Origin of the sequence: Occultella aeris (assembly GCF_902703175.1) — a bacterium.
Taxonomy (GTDB): Bacteria; Actinomycetota; Actinomycetes; order Actinomycetales; family Beutenbergiaceae; genus Occultella; species Occultella aeris.
In genome coordinates this window covers 1-15,577 of sequence record NZ_CACRYJ010000022.1, presented here as the reverse complement: position 1 = coordinate 15,577, position 15,577 = coordinate 1, and the positions used below count along the sequence as shown (strand labels likewise).

Genomic DNA, 15,577 nt, shown 5'->3' with positions numbered 1-15,577 from the left:
GGGCCGTGACTCGTGGCTCGCTCAGATCGCGACCACCGGGGTGAACCTCACTCCGTTCAGCCGGTGGTGCCCGGCCAGCTCACAGCGCAGCCGCACGTGCGCCGTCGCCGGGTCGAGGTCGAAGGCGCCGATCGTCCGCCACGTGTTGGCACGCTCCTGCTGGTCGATCCGCACCGTGGCGGTGGTGCCGCCGGACTGGACCACGTCATAGGTCGCGGCGCGGGTGGTGTTGGCGTCCGTGCCGTACCAGACGGACACGAGGTAGCGTCCGCCCTCGGCGAGGGCCGGCGCCCAGTTGCCGGTGCGAGCGCCGTTGCTGCCATGGGCCCACCGGGACGCTCGCCCGTCCCAGCCCGCCAGGCTGCTCGAGGTCCAGGTGCCCTCCTCCGAGTATTCGGGGGAGTGGTTGTCCAGGATCAGCGGGACCGGCGCCGTCCCGATCACGGCGGCGAACGCGTCGGTCGCGTCGGCGACCACCACCGTGCCCTCGAAGGCGGTATTGGTGGGGGCGTCGGCAGGCGGCTGCACGGCGAACGTCAGTTCCACGCTCTCTCCCTGCGCTACCTCGACCGGGGTCGACGGCGGATCGACCACCCACCCGTCCGGCAGGTGCACCACGGCCTCGCCGGTGAAGTCGGTGTCCGAACCGGTCACGGTCACCGTGAGGTCGGCACCGGTGGCCGGGTCGACGTGGGCCGGCGCGTGGGTCACCTCGACACCGGGCGGGTTCGGCGCCCCCTGGAGCCGGAACCGCGCCGAGTGGGCCCGGGTGTACAGGCCGGAGACCGCGGTCATTGTCACCGACGCGGGTTCCCCCGGGGCCAGGTCGTAGGGCCCGATGAGGCGCCACTGGCCAGCGAGTTCCTGCTGGTTGATGTGGTGTGTGTCCGTCCCGGCAGGACTGGCCACCTCGATGAGGACGTCCTCGGAGGTCTGGTTGTTGGTCGGGTACCAGATCGATACGTCGTACGTGCCGGCCGTCGCGATCGTGGGCGTCCAGATCGCTTGGCCGCCGTACTGGCTCTCCGGGCTGTACCGCGACCTCGACCCGTCCGGCCCGGCGAGGCTGCTCGCCAGCCAGTTGCCGACCTCGGAGTACCCCTGTGCGTCCGGCCCGATGATCACGTCGTTGGGATCCGCGACCGTGTAGGCGATCGAGGTGGCCGCCATGCCGGCGCCCGGGTTGACGGTGACCGAGCCGCCGCTGCCGGGCGGGGCGTTGGTCGCGGTGACCGTGAATGTCAGTTCCGCGAGGGATCGGGCCTCGATGGACCAGTCCGTCGCCGCCGGCTCCGCGGTCCAGCCGGAGGGCAGGCCGAGGGTGGCCGTCCCGGTCCGGGCGATCGGCCCGCGGTTCATCAGCGTGAGGCTGATGGTCGCGCTCGCGCCAGGGCCGGGCAGCGCCCTCCGGTCGGAGACGCACTCGATCACGTCGGTGGCTGCGAACACCGTGATCGCGCCGGGCGTGAGGACCTGGTTCCCGGTTCCGTTGAACAGCACCCGGCCGGTCACCGGGTACGAACGCGGTGTGGCGCCGGCGGTCGGGGTGACGATGAAGGTGGCGTCGGCCACCTCGCCGTCGGCGAGCTCGGTGGGTGCGGGCGTCTCGGGCTCGAGGGTCCAGCCGAGCTGGGCGTAGGCCCGCACCTCCACCCCGGTTGCGGTGGCGCCCGACGTGTTCCGGATCCGTGCGGTCACCGTGAACGGGTCCGACGGCGTGGTCGAGGGCCGCAGGAGCAGGTCGCCGCCCACGGTCTGCCCGGCAGGGAGCGCGCCGGTCACCGTGGCTGGCAGGTACAGCGAGCGGTCCGGACGGGCCACGCCGGCCACCGTGACCCGGTAGTCGAACGTCGCGGTGAGGTCGTCGACCCCGATGGTCCACTCGTAGGGGTAGACCTTCTCCGGGGCCTGCACCCAGTCGCCACCGGCGACCCGGTGGTCGAGACGGACGCCGGTTCCGTCCGCCGCGCTGGACTGGATGTACACGTCGTAGCCGCTCCGGTCCGGCCGGGGCAGCGTGATCCCGTAGACGCGATCCCCGGTGGTGCCCCCGGAGTTGTCGAAGTCGTCGAAGTGATAGCTCACGGCGGCCCGGTCGGGCGCCTCCGGCAGTTGTTGCCAGGGCTGGAGCACGCCGGCGCCCGGGATCTTGATGGTCGTGATGCCGTGCGCGGTGACCCGTGCCTGGAGGCGGCCCCGCACGATGCGTCCGCTGCGGGGCGCACCGTTGTCCATCCGGATCTCGACCTCGTAGGTGCGGCCCGGGTCGACCCCGGTCAGGTCCTGGTCGAACGTCACCTGGGCGTTCTCGACGCCGGCCGACTCGCTGGTGAGGCTGAGGTAGAACGCGTCGGCCGAGACCGCGGTGAGCCAGTTCAGCTGGGGGTTGGAGACCTCGACGATCCCCTTCGGGAAGTACGGCCACACGCCGTCATCGCCGTAGAACGAGCCCGGTGCGTGCCCGTAGGTGCGGTACCGGAAGTACACGAACACACACTCGAACGCGCTCGGGAACGTGACCTGGCCCTCGGAGCGGGTCTCGTGCTCGCTGATCAGGTAGTCCATCGCCAGGCCGAGCTGGGCCGGCGCGTGGTGGAAGTAGATGCTGCTGGTACCGGGCGGACCCTCGATCGGGTACTCGGGCCGCATCGGCGCCGTGACGAACTGCCGGTTGTAGTAGCCGGGGTAGTTCGTGAACCGGCCCACCACCATGTTGTGCGTCATGTCCCGGATGAAGTCGTCCCCGGTCACCTGAGCGAGGCGGAGTAGGAACGGCGCCCAGATCGGGTTCAGTGTGAAGCCGCCACCGGGGGTCTTCAGGTAGGTGCTGAGCTGTTCGAACGTCAGGCCGGTGGTCGAGGCCATCCAGGCGGGGACGTCCTCCTCGGTGATCGGCAGCTCCCGCGGATACTCGGGGATGCCGTCGCTGACCTCCCAGAGGTAGTACATGTCATCGATGGGCTCGCCCACCGGTGACGTGATCGTGGTGTCCGGGATCGGCCGCACCTCGAACAGGCCCATGTACCGCTTCGCCTCCCGGTGTGCCGCCGTGAGCAGTTCGGTGTCGCCGGTGAGCTCGTACAGCACGAACAGCTCCAGCCAGGCCTTGACGTACGTGTATCCGAACGCGGACGTGCCCTGGTTCACGGTGTACGGGGTGTCGATGTTGTGGCGGGCGTACCACTTGCCCACCTCGACGGCCTGGGCGAGCCAGGCCTCGTCCCCGCTGAACAGGTACGCCGAGAGCGGGATGTTCATGGGGGTGCGGCCCTGGAACTGGTACTTGCGCCAGATGGTCTCCAGCGCGATCGCGTGAACCCCGGCGGACCTGCCCTGGAGCAGGTCCCAGACCGGCACGATCGTGTTCGCGTCCCCGACCCAGCCGCCCAGCGGCGAGTAGTTGTGGAAGCCGGCCTTGGGCGTGTGCCCGATGTCCCGGCGGGAGATGATGTGCTCCAGAAGCGGGCGGGCTCGCCGTTGCCAGAAGTCCCCAGCCGCCTCGGGCCGGGAAGCGAGCAGGTTCGCACTCAGAAGCACGCTGGCCACGGACGTCCGCACGTTCTGGTCGGCCTCGATGTTCGCGAACCCCTTGTCCCGGTTCCACCAGCCCGAGACCGACGGGATGAAGTCGACCGAGTCATCGCCGTCGGGCTCGATCGCGACCAGGTCCATGATGTTGTGGACCGTGTCCGTCAGCGACGTGTCATAGATGTTGCTCCGGTAGCGGTCGAACCCGTACTCCGCGCGGGAGAGCGCCGTCTGGGTCTCGTACAACGACGCGGCGCTGATGACCACGCCGAACGCATAGCCCACCGACTGTCCCGCTGTCAGCGCGGAACGCAGGCCGCCAGGTGGCGCGTACGCGACCGCCTGTACCTGCTTCGACTCGTTGCGCAGGCTCATCGCGAACGGCTGGTCCTCCGGCCCGATGAACCGCTCGTGCTCGAACTCGAGCACGTCCGCCGGGATGGATACGCCGGTGGTGAGTGGGACGCCGTCGACCGCGCGGGAGACCAGCGCCATCGGGGCGAACAACTCCCACGCCTTGATCGCGGTCGCGGAGCCGATCACCCGGGCGTGCTGCTGCGAGCCACAGAGCACCTCGGTGACATCTTCTTCCTCCGTGACCGCGTTCGCCTGGTAGCCGACCACGTAGCCGTCGTCCGCATGCACGGTCAGGGACCACTGCACCTGAGGCAGGCTTCCCGAGACGTCCCAACGGATCGTCAGGTCGAGCACGTCGTCCACGCCTGCGGTCAGTTCCACCGCGGTGTCGCCGACCTGGTCCAGGGACTCGATGGCGAGCCAGTGCGGGGTCCCGGACGGGTAGTAGTTGCCACCGCCCAGGAACGTCGGGTCCCCGGCAATCACCACCCACTGCTCGTCGAACCGGGCCGGCTCGCCGCTCGCCACCAGCCAGGTCGAACCCGAGCGCACCTGGGTGTCGCGAACGATCGCGCCGATCCGGCCGCCGTCGGGGCCGTCCCAGGTGGCCCGGTGGAAGGTGATCCGGTGGCTCCGTCCGGAGATGGTGGTCAGCTCTTCGAATCGCAGGTTGGGCTTGTCGACGGCGCGCAACGGCGCGGTCAGGGCCAGGCGCGGCAGCGGGTCCGCATGAGCGGCGCCAGCGAAGCCGACGTTGGTCAGCGCCGGCAGCACGCCGGCGCCGATCAGCAGGCCGATCGCCTGGCGTCGGGTGGTCTGGAACAGGCCGTCCGTGGTTGCATCCTTCACGATCTGAATCTCCCTCGGTGGACCGCGGGCATCGGCGCTCGCGGAGTCTCGACATCGATCGGCGCCGGTGGATAGCGCTGGGCAGGTCATCACAGGAGCGACGTGTGGGCATGGATCAGCGTTGAGTCACCCGGAGGTCGCACATGCTGACCGGCGCCAGAAGGGACACTCTGACGGCGTCGAGCAGGTTACGGATCTACATGTCAGACGCTAGTGCTGAAGTATGGATAGAGCAACCAACTGGTGAGGGCGGCTTGCCGGTCGAACGCCGACGTTGCTGTCGTCGTGCAAGCCGAGGATCGAGCGCTGCCCAGGCTGCGATCGCCGTCGGTCCGCCGTCAGGCGCGCGAAAATGTGCGGCAGCGATGCCGCTCGAGCCCGCCGTCGTCCGACGTGGCGCACCGGCCGCCCCACCCGCTGCGGCGCTCAACCCATGAGGTCGAACTCCGCTGACTCAAGATCGACCGCCAGGATGCCGCTCGCTGCATAGCTCAGGTCGAAGTGGATGCCGACGCTGCGGCCGAGCTGCAGGAACCGCGGGCTCAGGCTCGGCGTGAAATCGATCTCCATGTACGTGCCGCCCAGGTGGTTCGCGAACTCGAACGGTATCGACCTCGCCCACGGCATCAGGTCGCCCGACCGTTCGTCGTACGGTCCACGGTAGTCGGGCGACCTCGTCGCCAGGCCGACGTTGCGGTCCTCGCGCCGCTGCAACCAGACGCGACGCGTCGGCTGTGGGTCGTCCCAGGCGTTCGGCGACGTCGTGTGCTCGGCGGGGCGCCGGATGTCGCGCGGCGGGGCCGTGGGGCCGGGAGCGAGCTCGTCGGCCGTGAGCCAGATCAGCGCGAAACGGTGCGGCGCGAAGGTGGTGACGGCGGTCGTGAGTCGCGGGTGCGGCCGCGCGGCCGCGAGTGAGGCGAGGTGGGGATCGTCGGCGGGGCGCCCGGCCGGGCCGGCCATGGCGCTCCCCGGTGCGGCATCCTGCTCGACCGGGCCGCCGTCGGCCGTGTCCCCCTGAAAGATTGCGATGCCCGGCAGTGCCGGACCGCGGGTCAGGTACTCCGGTGGCAACCACAGCGTGAGCGTGTGCCGCATCGGGAGTCCGGTACCGGGGCTCCTCGGCCAGGTCTCCGGCGCGATCGCGGGACCGTGTTGACCGATCCACCCGCTCGGCTGCTCGGTGGGCCGGGCAGCGGCGGCCTCGACCCGCGTGCCAGGGTCCAACGCCTCGACGGGCAGCATCCAGGACGCCGCGTCAGCGGTCTCGTAGAGCAGATTCCAGGCGGTGCGGGGCGGCGGCATCGTCACGCCGACGACGGTACACGCGCTGCCTGAGGCCCAACCATGGGCCGGACTGTCGATGGCTCAGCGGGAGGTGCTCGGAACCAGCCGTGAACCCGGTCCCCGTGACGCGACGCGCGCCAGAATGATGCATGCATATGCTGCATGTCTGTCCCAACGTCCGCTATAGTGGGGCGGACTCGATCAGAGTCGACCCAGTGGAGGGGCACACGAATGGCGAAGGTAGCCGAGCGGGAGCCGATGCAGGGCGCCCAGAGTATCGACCGGGCACTCTCGCTTCTATCCGCCTTCACGCCGCAGCATCCCCAACAGCGTATCGCTGACCTGGTCGCGGGTAGTGGATTGGGGCAGTCCACCGTGTCCCGGATGGTCGGGGCGATGCTCTCGCTCGGCTTCCTCAGCCATGACCCGCGCAGCGGCCTGTACTCGCTCGGTCCGGAGGTGGTGAACCTGGCGGCCGTGGTCCTGAACCAGAGCCCCGTGCACCATCAGGCACGGCAGGTGGCGCAGGACCTGGCGGCCGAGCTCGGCCTGGGCGTGAACGTCGCCGAGCGAGCCGGCGACCGGCTCTTCTATCTCTGCAACTTCGAGGGCAAGCAGGCCCCGCGAGCGTCCACGCTGATCGGGCGGGGTGGCCCACTGCATGCGACGGCGCTCGGCAAGTCGCTGCTGCTCGACCACGACCCGGCGGACGTGGAGGCGCTGCTCGGCGTTGAGTACCCGCGATACACGAACAGCACGATCACCTCGTTGAGTGACCTGCTCGCGGAGCTCGACCTGGTGCGCGGGCGCGGCTATGCAGTCGAACACGAGGAGCTCGCGCTGCGCCGGGCCTGTCTGGCCGCGCCGATCCGGGACCGGTCGGGCACCGTTGTGGCCGCCATGTCCGTCTCCGGGCCGCTCTCCGCGATGAACCTGACCGAGAACGAGGACCACCTCGCGATGTTGCTCATCGAACAGGCGGACCGGATCTCGGTCGGACTGGGATTCACCGCGCTGACGGCGTGAGCCGAGCGTCGGTCAGTCTGTCGCCGCCAGCAACTGCTCGGGCACGTGCCGGGCGGCCATCGACGCGGCCATGGCCGGGACTGCCGGCACCGCGAAGACGAGCGCGGCGGGTAGATAGAGGTAGCCCAGCACCAGGGCGACGGCACCGGTCAGGCCGGCGAGAACGAACGGCACCGGGGTGGCCGCGAAACTCCGCAGCGTGAGCAGCCACAATGCGCTCGGTCGCCGCGGAGCCCCAGCGTCCGACGTGTCCGCCTCGTCTGCCCGTGAGGCGACGGCGGGCAGGTGGATCAGCCAGCACAGGTAGACGGCGGTCAGGATGGCTATCGTGATCGTGACCACCTGCCCGCGCAGCAGCCAGAGGTAGAAGCCGAGCACCGCGGGGGTCAGCAGCGGGATGAGGTAGCGCCGCTGCGACTCCCAGAACTCACGACGCCACCGCCTCCAGGACGCGCGGTAGTACCCGTGCTGGACGTCGTCGAGGAGTCCGATCCGCAGTTGCCGGTAGAGCACGGACGTGGCCGGTGCGATCCCGAGCAGCACGCCGCCGGCCAGGGTCTGCAGCAGCCAGGTCACGTTCAGTGCTGCGAGCCGGCAGATCCAGGTCGTGACGGTCTCGACCAGGCCGAACGCGCCGGAGCCGACCGAGCCGCCGGACCTGCTCGGCACGGACTGTCCAGCCGCCCTCCCGGTACCGCGCTGCCCGCCCGTGCCGCGCGAGGGCGACCCGTCGGCGCTAGCCGGCCCACGCCGTCGGGCATTCGCACCGGGACCGCCCTCGGTCACGGCTTCCGCCACTGTTCCACCATGGCGGGACGCGTGAACGCGACCGGAGAGGCCACCGACAGCCCCGCGTCGACCGGCAGGATCACACCCGTGATGCCGGACGCCCGCGCAGAGGCGAGGAACGCGACCGCCTGCGCGACCTCCTCGGACGTCGGCGTGCGGCCCATCGGGTAGCCGACCTCGCCGTCGGGCACGGTATGGCCGTCGATGAGCGCGGGCGCCACCGCGTTCACCCTGATCCCGCGCGGGGCGTACTCCAGACTGGCCTGGGTGACCAGCGCGTGCACCGCGCCCTTCGCCGTGGCGTAGGCGGAGTTGCCAGGGTGGGCGAGGTAGGCGTTCACGGAGGTCAGCGCGACGATCGCGGAGCCCGGCCCGAGGTGGGGCACGGCGGCGTGGATGGCGTTGAACGTGGTGTCGAGGGTGCCCGCAAGGACTGCCCGCCAGGTCTGCACGCTGGTCTCGTGCAGGCGCCCGCCGAGTTGCTTGGCCGCCGCGGTGATGAGCACGTCGATACCGTCGCCGCCGAGGACGTCCACGGCGGCGGCCATGGCCAGTTCGGACTGCGACGGATCGGACATGTCCGCGACGACGTTCGCGGTCAGCGCGGGGTGCTCGAAATCGGAGGAGTTGATGCCGACCACCCGGGCGCCGTCCGACACCAACGCCTCGGCGATCCGCTGAGCGGTGACCGAGCTGGAACCGACGATGACGGCGCGCACTCCGCACTCCTGTTCGGTGGATCGGGTCGTTTCGCCACGGGTCCGGTCCGGCGGTGGAGCCGGAGCGGCCGAGGTCATGGGTCAGACGCTAGCCGGAGTCAGGGGCAGTGGCGCAAGGACCTCGGTCAGCAGCTCCACCATCCGTGCCGGGATCGGCTGGGCCGGGGCGCGCACCGCAGCGGATTCGATGATGCCACGGCGTACCAGCACCTCCTTGTGGATCGCCCAGGCGGGGCCGGACTGGAGGCCCCAGACGATGAGCGGGAGCAGGCGGGCGAAGGACTCCCGGGCGCCGGCGCGGTCTCCGGAGTTCCAAGCGGCCAGGGTCGCCGCGAGCAGGTCCGTGAATTCGCAGGCGGGCATCGTGCCGACGGCCCCACACGCGTACTCGTCGAGGACGAACTGTGCGTTCTGGCCACCGAGCATGGCCATCGGGCGATCGCCGAGCGCGGTCGCGACGGCGCACATCTTCGGCAGGGTCGGCGGGGCCTCCACCTTGACCGAGTCCACCCCGTCGATGTCCGAGAGGGCGACGATCAACTCCGGGGTCATGGCCACGCCGGTGGCACCCGGCGCGTCCTGCACCATGATGCTGACGCCGAGCCGGATCGCCTCGGCGGCGAGCGTGGCGTAGAAGTCGACGAGCTGGAGCGGACCTGGCTTGACCATGAACGGGGGCAGCACCATCGCGGCGCGCGCACCGCCGTCGGCCAGTTGCCGCAACTGCTCCAGCGCGGGGGCGATGGCGGTCGCACCGACACCCGCCACCACGGGCATGGGGCCTGCGGCGGCCACCACGTCGGTCAGGATCGCCTCACGTTCGGCGGTGGTGAGCGTGAACGCCTCGCTCGCCATGCCGAAGATCGCGACGCCGTCGGCGCCCGATCGGGCCTGGAACTCCACGAGCCGGCGCAGTGAACCGCGGTCCAGATCGAGCGTCTCGGTGAACGGAGTCGCCAGTACGGGCACCAGCCCGCGGATCGCTACGTTCTGCATCAGAAGCCTCATTTCTTCCCCATCGAAGGGTCCTGGGCTGAATACTGTCGCCAGCCGAAGGGTGAGAGAACCATATCGTAGATAATCGAACCAGAGCACGTGTACAGTGAGCCGATGGATGGAGATCACGCCTGCATCCCTGGCGACATCCGTAACAACAGAGAGGTTGTGTAATGACGACGACACGAGGAAGTTCGCGAGGATTCTCGCGGCGCTCGGTGCTGCTGGGTGCGGGCGCGGTGATGGCTACCGCCGGCTGCAACCTGGTTGGTGGCGGCGGCGACGACCCCACCGATGCCGGCAGCACGTCCGGCGGCGAGGGTGGCGGCCTCAGCGGTGAGATCACCGTGGCCCTGGTTCCTGACCCGCCCGGTGCGAGCGAGTTCTACCGGGCCCAGTTCGACCTCTTCCAGGAGGCCAACCCGGGGGTCACGGTGAACATCATCGAGAACCCCGCGGACCAGCAGCTGAACGCGCTCGAGCTCATGTTCCAGCAGGGCGAGGGCCCGGACGTGATGCGGGTGCAGGGTGGCGCGGCGCTGACGCGGTTCTACGACCGCGGCTGGGTCGCCTCCCTGGATGACCTGGTCAACGACGACTTCACCGCTCGGTTCCCGGAAGGGTCGCTCGAGCCGACGTCCTCCGGCCTGCACCGGGAGGGCAAGCTGGTCAGCATCCCGCTCGTGTGGGGCGACTGGGGCTACACGCACCTGTGGCTGTACAACACCGACATCCTCGCCGAGAACGGCTACGACGCCCCGCCCGCCACCTGGGAGGAGATGGTGGAGATGGCGACCACCATCACCGAGAACGGCGGCGGCAGCGTGTTCGGCACGGCACCCGTCGCACCGCAGTACTTCATCGAGGTGGTGCAGCCGTTCGCGCAGAAGCCGGGCGTCAACGTGACCACGGGTGAGCCCGACCTGGCCAACCCCAACGTGGTCGCCGCCGTCGAGGTCTGGCGGCAGCTGCAGGCGAACGGTGTGAACATGCCGGGCTGGGAGAGCTGGGACGGCGGCCGCCCGTTCACCGAGTTCGCGGCCGGACGGCTGGCGATGTACCCCACCGCCACGTGGCACGTCGCCGAGGTCCGCAAGCTCGCACCGGACATCGGCATGGGCATCGCCCCGATCCCGGTCCCGGAGAGCGGTCGGCTCGCCTACGCGGCGCGGTCGGCGGCACACCAGCCGATCTGGTCGATGTCCGCCGAGTCGGCCAACGCCGACCTGGCCCTCGCCGCCATGGACTTCCTCGGTTCTGTCGACTTCTACAAGGCCTACTACGAGGAGTTCGGTTCGTTCACGGCCTCCCAGGTGGCCTGGGAGGACCAGGCCCAGGAGAACGAGGACCAGGCCGGGATCCTGGCCGTGGCGGCCACGGACATCCGCACCGCCCCGAACCCGGAACTGCTCGCACAGGGCGCTGAGGCCTTCTGGGCCGACGCGGGCGGCAACGCCGACCTGGACGTCAAGAACGCGTACCTGGAGTCCATCGTCAGCAACGTGGACTACGAGCCGCTGGCCGCGGCCATCGACACGCAGGTCGAGGCCCTCATCGTCCAGTACGAGGCGGAGAACGCCGACCTCCGGAGCCAGTTGACCTTCGCCGACTGGGACCCGCTCGAGGACTACACCGCCTGATGGCGAACGGCTTGAACGGACGGCCCGTAGGCTCCCGCCGGGAGCTGCGGGCCGTCCCGCCCGCCCCGATCCTGGGTGCGGGGCAACCGCGGCGTCCTGCCGCGACGACGTTGGAGGTGAAGCGGTGACCACAGCCGCGATCACGGCACCCTCGAAGCCGGGGGTGCCCTCGAAGAGCCGCGCCCGACGGCAGGCGGTGCTCTGGGGCTGGTTGTTCCTGGTGCCGTTGGTGGTGCTGTTCACCGCGTTCAGCCTCTGGCCGATCGTCGCCTCCTGGGCCTACGCCTTCTTCGACTGGGACGGCGTGGGGCCGCCGGAGGTGTTCATCGGTCTCGACAACTTCCGCGAGGCCCTGAACTCGACCTCGTTCTGGAACGCGTTCTGGAACTCGTTCCTGTTCTCCCTCGGCGCCCTGTTCATCGAGCTGCCGGCCGCGCTGTGCCTCGCGATGCTCCTGAACAACGTGCTCCTGCGGGGGCGCAACATCTACCGGCTCGCGATCTTCCTGCCCGTGGTGTCCACGACGGCGGTGATCGGGCTGGTCATCGCGGTGCTGCTCGCACCGGTCGGCGGGGTGGTCAACGAGGTGTTGCTCGGCATCGGCCTCGTCGATCGTCCGATCAACTTCCTCGGGGATCCGAACGTCGCGCTGCCGACCCTCGTCGTGGTGGACATCTGGAAGGGCTTCGGGATCACCCTGATCTACTGGCTGGCGGCGCTGCAGACCGTCCCGAAGGACCTCTACGAGGCCGCGAAGCTCGACGGGGCCGGCGCCCGCCAGCAGCTGGCCAACATCACGATCCCGGTGATCATGCCGATCGCGGTCGTGGTGCTGCTGCTGACCTTCCAGCGCAGCCTGAACACGTTCGACCTGGTCCAGGCCGTCACCGGCGGTGGCCCGATCTTCTCCACGGACGTGTTGCCGACGTATATCTACCGGTACGCGTTCGATGCGAACATCGCGGCGCCGCGATACGGCTTCGCGTGCGCCGTCGGTGTGATCTTCGGCGTGTTCACCCTGATCATCACCCTGCTCCAGGGACCGCTCCTGGCCGGCCGGCTGAGGAGGACCGCAGCATGAGCGCATTGATCACTCCAGGCGCCGGCGCCCAGGCGGGCGCGGACGCGGCAGCGCAGGTCGCCGGCGACGCCGGCCCGCCGACGCAGTCGCAGCCCCGCGCCCGCAACCGGGTCAGCGGCCAGGCCCGCCGGATGCGTTGGTGGCACCTGTTCCTGATCCCGTTCTGCTTCATCTGGATCTACCCGTTCCTGTGGATGGTCACCGCCGCGTTCAAGACCCCGCAGGAGATGCTGCTCGGCGGCATCGGGCTGTGGCCGAACGAGTGGACCCTGGACAACTTCGTCCGGGCCTGGACCACCGGCCGGTTCGGCGACTACACGCTGAACACGCTGACGTTCGCGATCGCGGTCGTCGTGATCCAGGTTCTCGTGGCCTCCCTGGCCGGGTACGCCCTCTCCGAGAAGACCCTCCCGGGCCGCAAGATCGTGATGGGCGTCCTGGTCGCGGCCATGTTCATCCCACACGGCTACACGATCATCCCGGTGTTCCAACTGGTGAACGCGATCGGCCTGCAGGACGGCCTGCTCGGCGCCGCGATCGCTCAGGCCGCCCCGGGGCTGGTGGTCCCGGTGCTGCTCTACGTCGGCTTCTTCTCGGGGATCCCGAACGAGCTCGCGGAGGCGGCCCGGGTGGACGGCGCGGGGTATCTGCGCACGTTCCGCTCGGTGATGCTGCCGCTCGCCAAGCCGGTCACCGGCACCGTGGTGCTGATGAACTTCATCGGTGCCTGGAACTCCTTCTTCATCCCGCTCGTGTTCACCCTCGGGCGGCCCGAGCTGCGCACCCTCGGCGTCGGCATGTACAACTTCTTCGGCACCGACACCACCGACTGGACGGGTCTGGCCGCCGGGGCCTCGATCGCGATCATCCCGATCGTCATCGTGTTCCTGTTCCTGCAGCGCTCGTTCGTGGAGGGCATCGCCGGTGCGGTCAAGAGCTGAACCGGTCAGTACGGGCACGTACCTGCAGGGTGAGTCGATCCGGGTCGATGCACGCACCGGCGACCTGCTCTGGGTGGACATGCGGCTCGGCACGTTCCATGCCGGCACCTTCGACGGCACGGTCCTGACGGAGACGTTCACCGCCGACCTCGGGCCCCGGATCGGCGTGGGTGCGCCGATGGTCGACGACGGCGCGGGCTGGGCGGTCGCAGGGGGGCAGAGCCTGTGGCACGTCACGCCCGACGGCGTCCGTTCCGAATGGGTGCGCGGGCTCGGCGACGGCGAGGGTCGCTTCCTCAACGACGGCGTCTGCGCGCCCGATGGCGCGTTCTGGGTCGGCACCCAGTCCGTGCCACGGGAGCCGACCTCGGCGCTGTACCGGATCGGCCCGGACCTCGCCGTCACGACCGTGCTCACCGACGTCACGGTGTCCAACGGCATCGGGTTCAGCCCGGACGCCTCGACGCTGTACTACATCGACACCCTGCCGCACCGGCGCTTGGAGGCCTTCGACGTCGACGGCGACCGGCTCAGCGGGCGCCGCACGGTCGCCACGCTGACCGGCGGGAACCCGGACGGCCTGGTGGTCGATGATGAGGGGTGCGTGTGGGTCGCGATGTGGGACGCGGCCGAGGTGCGCCGGATCTCACCGGACGGCGAGGTCATCGCGGTCGTCGAGACCGGTGTCCCGCGCCCGAGCGCCGTGACCATCGCCGACGGCGTCCTGTTCATCACCACCGCGCAGGTCGGCCTCGACCCGGTGCCGCCCGACAGCGGACGCATCCTCGCCGCGGAGGTCGGCGTGTCCGCGCCGCCGGCCGCGCCGTTCCGCGCGCAGCCTCCACGATCCGTCGACGACCACACCGAAAGGTAGTCACTCCCGATGCCCACCATCACGTCCCTCGAGGCGTTCCCGCTGCAGTTGCCCCTCGCTCCTGGCCGGGAGGCCGGGGGAGCGAGGTACCGAGCCGCCCCGAACGTCCGCAGCGTCTACCCGGCGCGGGACGAGACGGTGCTGGTCCGGATCGCCACCGCCGACCACGTCGGCTGGGGTGAGGCCCTGGCACCGGTGGCCCCCGAGGCCCCGGCGGTCATCATCAACGAGGTGTTCGCACCGCTGCTCGTCGGCACCGAGCTCGAGGGTCCCCGGCCCACCGCGTTCCGCCTCCAGGAGACCATGCGCGAACGCGGCCACCTGAACGGCCACCACGCGGACGCCGTCGCCGGCCTGGACATCGCGCTCTGGGACCTGACCGGCCACACCCACGGCCTGCCCGTACACACCCTGCTCGGCGGCACCTACCGCACCGAGGTGCCGCTCTACCTGACCACGGTCGGCGGTGCGACCCCCGCGGAGAAGGCCGAGCACGCCGTCGCCGCCCACCGGGCCGGCTTCGACGCGATGAAGCTGCACCTGAGCATGGACCCGCGCACGGTGCTGACCACCGTGGACGCCGTGCTGGAGGCGCTCGCGGGCGAACCCGCCGGTGACCGGCCGGCGCCGCAGGTGGCCGTGGACGCCCACTGGGTGCACCAGCTCGGCCCGGCCCGCTCGCTCGGCCGCGCGCTGGACGAGCGGGGGATCTGGTTCTTCGAGGCGCCGCTCGCACCGGAGGACCTGCGCGGCCACGAACTGCTCGCCCAGGACCTCGCCACCCCGGTGGCGGTCGGCGAGGCGATGCGGCACCGGTTCGAGTTCGCCGAGTGGACCGCGCGGCGGGCCGTCGGCATCGCGCAGCCGGACATCGGGCGGACCGGGATCAGCGAGGGCTTCGCGATCGCCGGGGTGACGGCGGCGAACTACGTCCCGATCGCTCCGCACCACTCGATGGCCACCTCGCTGGCCTACGCGGCCGGGTTGCAGGTCAGTGGCGCCGCCGAGTCGCTCGCGGCCATGGAGTACGGGCCGCACACGTCGCTGAAGTCCGCAGCCCTGATGTCCGCGGACTTCATGGCCGACGGCGCCGTCTCCGACGGGCGGGTCACCCTGCCCACGGCACCCGGCCTCGGCGTCACCGTCGACGAGGACGCCGTGCGCGCCCTCGCGGCACAGTTCCCGGCCCGCTGACTGGCCCGCGTTCCGGGCGCGCCAGGTACGCCGACCTGGTCGCTTGAGGTCCGGCGCGGTTCCGCTGTCCCGAAGTGCGGGTCGGGCACGCCAGGACCCGCAGTTCGCGTCAGTGGAGCCGCTTGAGGTCCCCGAGGTGGTTCCGCTGTCCCGAAGTGCGGGTCCTGTGCGCCGTGACTCGCAGTTCGGGACAGGGGAGTGGTGCGTGCGCGTGTTCCACTGACCCGAGGTGCGGGTCGAGGGTGGGTGCATTGACGATTCGCGTCAGTGGAGCGCGTAGGAGGCCAGGGGGTCGGGGC

Annotated in this window: 11 protein-coding genes; 6 read left to right on the top strand and 5 right to left on the bottom strand. The window is 70.3% G+C overall.

Annotation, left to right across the window (positions count from 1 at the left end; all coding sequences use genetic code 11):
- Positions 1–21: 21 nt before the first annotated feature.
- Both HALOF300_RS07985 and HALOF300_RS07980 read right to left on the bottom strand, forming a co-directional pair.
- Positions 22–4,734, bottom strand: coding sequence for a golvesin C-terminal-like domain-containing protein (locus tag HALOF300_RS07985; protein WP_156740434.1), 4,713 nt, complete (start codon positions 4,732–4,734; stop codon positions 22–24).
- A 426-nt stretch (positions 4,735–5,160) separates the two neighbouring features.
- Positions 5,161–6,042, bottom strand: coding sequence for a hypothetical protein (locus tag HALOF300_RS07980; protein ID WP_156740433.1), 882 nt, complete (start codon positions 6,040–6,042; stop codon positions 5,161–5,163).
- Between the two features lie 207 nt (positions 6,043–6,249).
- Here HALOF300_RS07980 and HALOF300_RS07975 point away from each other — a divergent pair, with 207 nt between their 5' ends.
- On the top strand, positions 6,250–7,044 hold the full coding sequence (locus HALOF300_RS07975) for an IclR family transcriptional regulator (RefSeq protein ID WP_156740432.1): 795 nt from the start codon (positions 6,250–6,252) through the stop codon (positions 7,042–7,044).
- A 12-nt stretch (positions 7,045–7,056) separates the two neighbouring features.
- On the opposite strand, the gene HALOF300_RS07970 is transcribed toward HALOF300_RS07975, so the two are convergent.
- From HALOF300_RS07970 to HALOF300_RS07960, 3 genes are all read right to left on the bottom strand, one after another.
- On the bottom strand, positions 7,057–7,713 hold the full coding sequence (locus HALOF300_RS07970; RefSeq protein ID WP_197522389.1) for a DUF624 domain-containing protein: 657 nt from the start codon (positions 7,711–7,713) through the stop codon (positions 7,057–7,059).
- Positions 7,714–7,826: 113 nt separating this feature from the next.
- A complete protein-coding gene (locus HALOF300_RS07965; protein WP_197522388.1) occupies positions 7,827–8,552 on the bottom strand; it encodes an SDR family NAD(P)-dependent oxidoreductase in 726 nt (241 codons plus the stop codon).
- A gap of 81 nt (positions 8,553–8,633) precedes the next feature.
- Entirely contained in the window at positions 8,634–9,548 is a 915-nt protein-coding gene (locus HALOF300_RS07960; RefSeq protein ID WP_156740429.1) for a dihydrodipicolinate synthase family protein, read from the bottom strand.
- A 173-nt stretch (positions 9,549–9,721) separates the two neighbouring features.
- On the opposite strand from HALOF300_RS07960, the gene HALOF300_RS07955 reads away from it, so the two are divergent.
- From HALOF300_RS07955 to HALOF300_RS07935, 5 genes are all read left to right on the top strand, one after another.
- Entirely contained in the window at positions 9,722–11,188 is a 1,467-nt protein-coding gene (locus HALOF300_RS07955; RefSeq protein ID WP_156740428.1) for an ABC transporter substrate-binding protein, read from the top strand.
- Between the two features lie 124 nt (positions 11,189–11,312).
- On the top strand, positions 11,313–12,269 hold the full coding sequence (locus HALOF300_RS07950; RefSeq protein WP_156740427.1) for a carbohydrate ABC transporter permease: 957 nt from the start codon (positions 11,313–11,315) through the stop codon (positions 12,267–12,269).
- On the top strand, positions 12,266–13,210 hold the full coding sequence (locus tag HALOF300_RS07945) for a carbohydrate ABC transporter permease (protein ID WP_154795640.1): 945 nt from the start codon (positions 12,266–12,268) through the stop codon (positions 13,208–13,210). Before HALOF300_RS07950 ends, HALOF300_RS07945 begins: the two co-directional genes overlap by 4 nt.
- The gene (locus HALOF300_RS07940; protein ID WP_156740426.1) at positions 13,194–14,084 is read left to right on the top strand and encodes an SMP-30/gluconolactonase/LRE family protein; all 891 of its coding nucleotides are present in this window, start codon (positions 13,194–13,196) and stop codon (positions 14,082–14,084) included. Before HALOF300_RS07945 ends, HALOF300_RS07940 begins: the two co-directional genes overlap by 17 nt.
- A gap of 9 nt (positions 14,085–14,093) precedes the next feature.
- Positions 14,094–15,278, top strand: a complete 1,185-nt coding sequence (locus HALOF300_RS07935; RefSeq protein ID WP_156740425.1) for a mandelate racemase/muconate lactonizing enzyme family protein — start codon at positions 14,094–14,096, stop codon at positions 15,276–15,278.
- The last annotated feature ends 299 nt before the right edge of the window (positions 15,279–15,577 follow it).